Source organism: Mesorhizobium sp. M7A.F.Ca.CA.002.05.1.1 (genome assembly GCF_003998335.1).
Classification (GTDB): domain Bacteria; phylum Pseudomonadota; class Alphaproteobacteria; order Rhizobiales; family Rhizobiaceae; genus Mesorhizobium.
Map to the genome: position 1 here is coordinate 1 of NZ_RZQI01000418.1, position 5073 is coordinate 5073.

At 61.8% G+C, this 5073-nt stretch carries 6 protein-coding genes; 2 read left to right on the top strand and 4 right to left on the bottom strand.

Going from position 1 to position 5073, the window contains the following annotated elements:
* The 3 genes from EN939_RS20315 to hmgA all read right to left on the bottom strand — a co-directional run.
* Positions 1-879, bottom strand: an 879-nt coding sequence (locus EN939_RS20315; protein ID WP_164751104.1) for a fumarylacetoacetate hydrolase family protein, incomplete at its 3' end; no start/stop codon positions are given.
* Positions 876-1763 (bottom strand): MBL fold metallo-hydrolase, encoded by an 888-nt coding sequence (locus tag EN939_RS20320; protein ID WP_164749630.1) that lies wholly within the window; start codon positions 1761-1763, stop codon positions 876-878. The genes EN939_RS20320 and EN939_RS20315, both read right to left, overlap by 4 nt.
* A gap of 11 nt (positions 1764-1774) precedes the next feature.
* On the bottom strand, positions 1775-3088 hold the full coding sequence (gene hmgA / locus EN939_RS20325; protein WP_127269413.1) for a homogentisate 1,2-dioxygenase: 1314 nt from the start codon (positions 3086-3088) through the stop codon (positions 1775-1777).
* 88 nt (positions 3089-3176) lie between these two features.
* Here hmgA and EN939_RS20330 point away from each other — a divergent pair, with 88 nt between their 5' ends.
* Both EN939_RS20330 and EN939_RS20335 read left to right on the top strand, forming a co-directional pair.
* Positions 3177-3650 carry a MarR family winged helix-turn-helix transcriptional regulator gene (locus tag EN939_RS20330; RefSeq protein WP_127269414.1) on the top strand — a complete coding sequence of 158 codons (474 nt, stop codon included), beginning with the start codon at positions 3177-3179 and terminating at the stop codon, positions 3648-3650.
* Between the two features lie 154 nt (positions 3651-3804).
* Complete coding sequence (locus tag EN939_RS20335) at positions 3805-4311, top strand: DUF2380 domain-containing protein (protein ID WP_127269415.1); 507 nt, start codon at positions 3805-3807, stop codon at positions 4309-4311.
* 7 nt (positions 4312-4318) lie between these two features.
* Here the strand turns inward: EN939_RS20335 and tdh are convergent.
* Positions 4319-5073: L-threonine 3-dehydrogenase (tdh, locus tag EN939_RS20340; protein ID WP_127269416.1), on the bottom strand; the 755-nt coding region annotated here is incomplete at its 5' end.

The window sequence follows — 5073 nt, forward strand, 5'->3', positions numbered from 1 at the left end:
GATCATGCGCAGTTCGGCGATGCAGGAATAGCCGGCGCCACCGGCCGAAACAGGCTTGCCCGGCCCGCCGTCGAGCTTGTTGGAGACAGTCCCCGAGCCGATGATCGTGCCGGCCGCCAATGGCCGTGTCCTTGCTGCGTGAACGATCAGCGCCGGAAAATCGAAGGTCATGTCGATACCGGCATTGGCCCGGCCGAACGGCTTGCCGTTGAGATCGGCGAGCAGCGGCAGGCTGACCTTGCCGCCGTCCCAGGCATCACCCAGTTCGTCCGGCGTCACCGCGACAGGCGAAAACGCCGAGGACGGTTTTGACTGGAAAAAACCGAAACCTTTGGCCAGTTCCGGTCCGGTGAGCGCGCGCAGCGTGACGTCATTGACCAGCATGACCAGCCGGATCGCCGCGCGCGCCTCATCGACACTGGCGCCCATCGGCACGTCGTCGACAATGACGGCGACTTCGCCTTCCATGTCGATGCCGAAGGCTTCGTCAGCCATGCGGATCGGATCGCGTGGCGGAATGAAAGTGTCCGAGCCGCCCTGGTAGATCAGCGGGTCGGTCCAGAAGCTCGCAGGCATCTCGGCGCCACGCGCTTTGCGCACCAGTTCGACATGATTCACATAAGCCGAGCCGTCGGCCCATTGATAGGCGCGCGGCAGCGGCGAGTGGGCGTCATGCTCGTGGAAGCGCTCCGCCGGCATCGCGTTGTTCTCAAGCGATTCCGCTATTGTCGCGAGATGCGGGGCGATGCGGCGCCAGTCGTCGAGCGCCGCCTGCAGCGTGCGCACCAGGAACGAGGCGTCTGTGAAGCGTGTCAGGTCGCGCGAGACAACGACGAGTTTTCCGTCGCGCGTCCCGTCCTTCAATGTGGCAAGCTTCATGCGGTTTCCTCTCCTGCTGCAGCTTTGGCGCTGCTTAAGCCCACAACAAGACCGTCGCGGGCGATCGTCAAGTCGCCAGCCCATGTTTTCCTGACAGCGGCAGTCCAATCGGCCTCGCCGATCCCGGGATCGTCGGCCGGAATGAGATGATTGAGCACCAGTCTCTTGACGCCGGCATCGCTGGCGATGCTGCCGGCCTCTTCGGCAAAGCTGTGGCTGGCGAGCAGGTGGTCTTTCAGCCGCGCGCCATTGCCGGTCCTGGCCACCAGCCGCTCGATGCCTTCTTCCAGCATCGCCTCGTGGACGAGGATATCGGCGCCTTGGGCAAAATCCGCGAGCGGCGGAAAGAAGGCCGTGTCAGCGGAAAACACCACGCTTTTCCCGCTGTGTTCGAAGCGCAGGGCAAAACAGTCGGTCACCGGCGGATGCTCGACGCGCAGCGCCGAAACCGTCAAGCCGCCCTGTTCGACCACTTGGCCTTCGCCGAATTCGACGATCGAAACCAGGTCGCGAATATCCGGTCGGCCTTCATCGACGATGCGGATCTCGATATCGAACTCCATCGCCTGGCAAAAGCGCTGCCAGTAATGATCCGTGCCGGGCGGGCCGAACACGTGGACCGGGGTCGCCAGACCCGCCGTCCAGGCGGTGTGGATCAGCGGGCCCAGTTCCAGGACATGGTCGGAGTGCAGATGCGTGATGAAGATCAGATCGAGCGATTTCAGGCCGATGCCGGCATCGACCAGGCCACGCGTGACGCCAAGCCCGCAGTCGACGACGATGCTGCGGCCGCCGATCTGCAGCAGCGAAGAGCTTGGCCACGGACCGCCTGGCCGCAGCGCAGGGCCGCCCTTCGAGCCCAAAATCACCAACCGATCCGGCATTGGCTCGGTGCTCAAGACCAGTCGCCCTCGGGCGTGCCATTGAAACGCTTCTTCAGATCCGCCCAGCAGTCGATATAATTGTCCTGCCGGGTTTCGAGTTCGGCGCCGTAGCGGGTCAGCATTTGCGGAAATCGGGTCTCGAACATGAACGCCATGGTGTTGTCGAGCTTGACCGGTTTCAGGTCCGCGCGCGAGGCCTTTTCGAAGCCAGGCGCATCCGGTCCATGGGCCAGCATCAGATTGTGCAGACTGATGCCGCCGGGCACAAAGCCCTCTTCCTTGGCATCGTACTGGCCATGGATCAGGCCCATGAACTCGCTCATGATGTTGCGGTGGTACCAGGGTGGCCGGAACGTGTCTTCGGCCACCAGCCAGCGTGGCGGGAAGATGACGAAGTCGATATTGGCCGTGCCCTCCTCGCCGCTGGGTGCCGTCAGCACAGTGAAGATGGACGGGTCGGGATGGTCGAACAGCAGCGCGCCGACAGGCGAAAAGGTAGCCAGATCATATTTGTAGGGGGCGTAATTGCCGTGCCAGGCAACGACGTCCAGCGGCGAATGGCCGATCTCGGTGACATGGAAATTGCCGCACCATTTCACCGTCAGCCGGCACGGCGTTTCCTTCTCCTCGAACCAGGCGCAAGGCGTCTTGAAATCGCGCGGATTGGCCAGGCAGTTGGCGCCGATCGGGCCGCGGTCGGGCAGCGTCAACTTGGCGCCGTAGTTCTCGCAGACGTAGCCGCGCACTTCCTTGTCGACCAGCTCGACCTTGAAGACCAGACCGCGTGGCAGCACCGCGATCTCGCCGGGCCGCAGCTCAATGACGCCCATCTCGGTGACGAAGCGCAATGCGCCGACCTGCGGCACGACCAGCAATTCACCGTCGGAGTTGAAGAAATGGTCGTCGACCATCGAGCGGTTGGCGACATAGACATGTGCCGCCATGCCGGTCTGGCCGAGCACGTCGCCTGATGTGGTGATGCTGCGCATGCCGGCGATAAAATCGGTCGGCTCTTTCGGCATCGGCACCGGATTCCAGCGGTATTGGCCAAGCGCCAACTCATGATCGCCGACATTGGGCGCACTCTTCCACAAGGGATAGCTCGCAGGCTTGAAGCGGCCAGTGTGCTTGACGCTCGGCCGGATCCGGTAGAGCCAAGAGCGCTCATTGGTGCCGCGCGGGGCGGTGAAGGGCGAGCCCGAAAGCTGCTCGGCATAGAGGCCGTAGGCCGGCCGCTGCGGGGAGTTCCGTCCTTGTGGCAGCGAACCGGGCAGCGTCTCGGTTTCGAAGTCGTTGCCGAAACCCGGCATGTAGGAAAAGGCCATTGCTTCCTCCCCGGAATGGATCTCAATTGACCAAACTGGTTTCATTTGTAACCATTGAAAATGTAACCATCAATGGCGGCTTTGAAAAATGGCGATCAAGAGCGAAGCGTCCGACGCGCCTGAAATTCTCAATCTGGAAAATTTCCTGCCCTACCGGCTCTACCGGCTTGCCGACGCCGTCAGCCGCGAATTTTCGCGGATTTACAAGGATAGCCACGGCCTGACGCGGCCGGAATGGCGCACCCTTTCGGGGCTGGGGCAGCATGGAACGATGACGGCGTCTGCAATCGGTGAGCAATCGGCCATGCACAAGACAAAGGTTTCGCGCGCTGTCGCCGAGCTCGAACGGCGGCGCTGGCTGACGCGAAAACCGGACGAAAAAGACCGCCGTATCGAACATCTGACGCTGACCGGAACGGGACTTGCCGCCTATCGCGAGATGGTGGCGCTGGCCAAGGCGTTCGAACGGGATTTGCTGGCAAGGCTCAGCGCTGAAGAGCGCACGGCGATCACCAGCGGACTGGCTGCATTGGAGACCAGTCTGGTCCCGAGCATGGGTTAGTCCAAGATCAAGCCAATCACTCTGAACGACGGAGTTCGAGCGAACCTGCGTGGGAACTCCCACCGCAGCCAAAGCATAGCATTGCTTTCGATTTGATCGTGATTTGCGTTGTCAGGCCGCGTATAATGCCCATTACACCGACGGGAGGACTACGATGAGCATTCGCGCCTTAAGTGTCCTGGTGACGCTACTTGTAGGCACGTGCACATTTGCGCAGGCCCAGCAGACAAAGCCGATGTCGATCGAAGTGTTCCCTTTCGAATTGGAGGACAAGAGCGCCGGGGCGGGAATAATTCCCCCAGATGAATATGACAGGCGCTATCTGTCGGAATCGGCACAAGTTGCAAAGGACATGCTCTCCCAGTCTGGGCGCTTTACAGTAATTGATGTGCCGGCGAGGGATACACAGGCTGCTGCGCCGCACGGATTGCGCAACTGCGCTGGTTGTGAAGGACCGATTGCCAAGGAGCACGGCGCGTCGCTTGCCTTGCTTGGCGTCGTAACGCGCGTCAACCGAACGGAACATACTATGTTCATTCGCATCCTTGACGCCGAAACCGGGAGACATGTTTCGGAGGGGTTTACCGATCTTCGCATGGGTGCGAACCACGCATGGCCCCGCTCCGTGAAATGGCTGATGAAAAACAGAATCCTGCGCTAGGCGGCATCTACCAGTCCATCACCACCTTGCCGGAACTGCCGCTGCGCATCGCATCGAAGCCGGCCTGAAAATCGTCGATGCCGATGCGGTGGGTGATCAGGCCGGAGACATCCAGCGGGCCCTGCACAAGCGCGATCATCTTGTACCAGGTTTCGAACATCTCGCGGCCGTAGATGCCCTTGAGATGCAGCATCTTGAAGATGACCTTGTTCCAGTCGATCTCGAAGCCGGTCGGCGCGATGCCCAGAATGGCGATCTTGCCGCCATTGTTCATGGTGTCGATCATGTCGCGGAAAGCGGGGGCGGCGCCCGACATTTCGAGGCCGACGTCGAACCCCTCGGTCATGCCGAGCACTGGCATGACGTCGCGCAGCTTTTCCTTCGAGGCATCGACGACATGCTGGACGCCGAGCTTTTTCGCCAGCGCCAGCCGCAGCGGGTTGATGTCGGTGATGACCACTTTGCGCGCGCCGACGCATTGCGCGACGAGCGCGCCCATGATGCCGATCGGCCCGGCGCCGGTCACCAGCACATCTTCGCCAACCAGATCGAAGGAGAGTGCGGTGTGGACGGCATTGCCCAGCGGGTCGAAGATCGCGGCGATCTCGTCGGGCACATCATCGGGGATCGGCACGACATTGTGCTGCGGGATCGCCAGATACTCGCCGAAGGCGCCAGGACGGTTGACGCCGACGCCGAGCGTGTTGCGGCACAGATGCCCTCGCCCGGCGCGACAGTTGCGGCAATGGCCGCAGACGATGT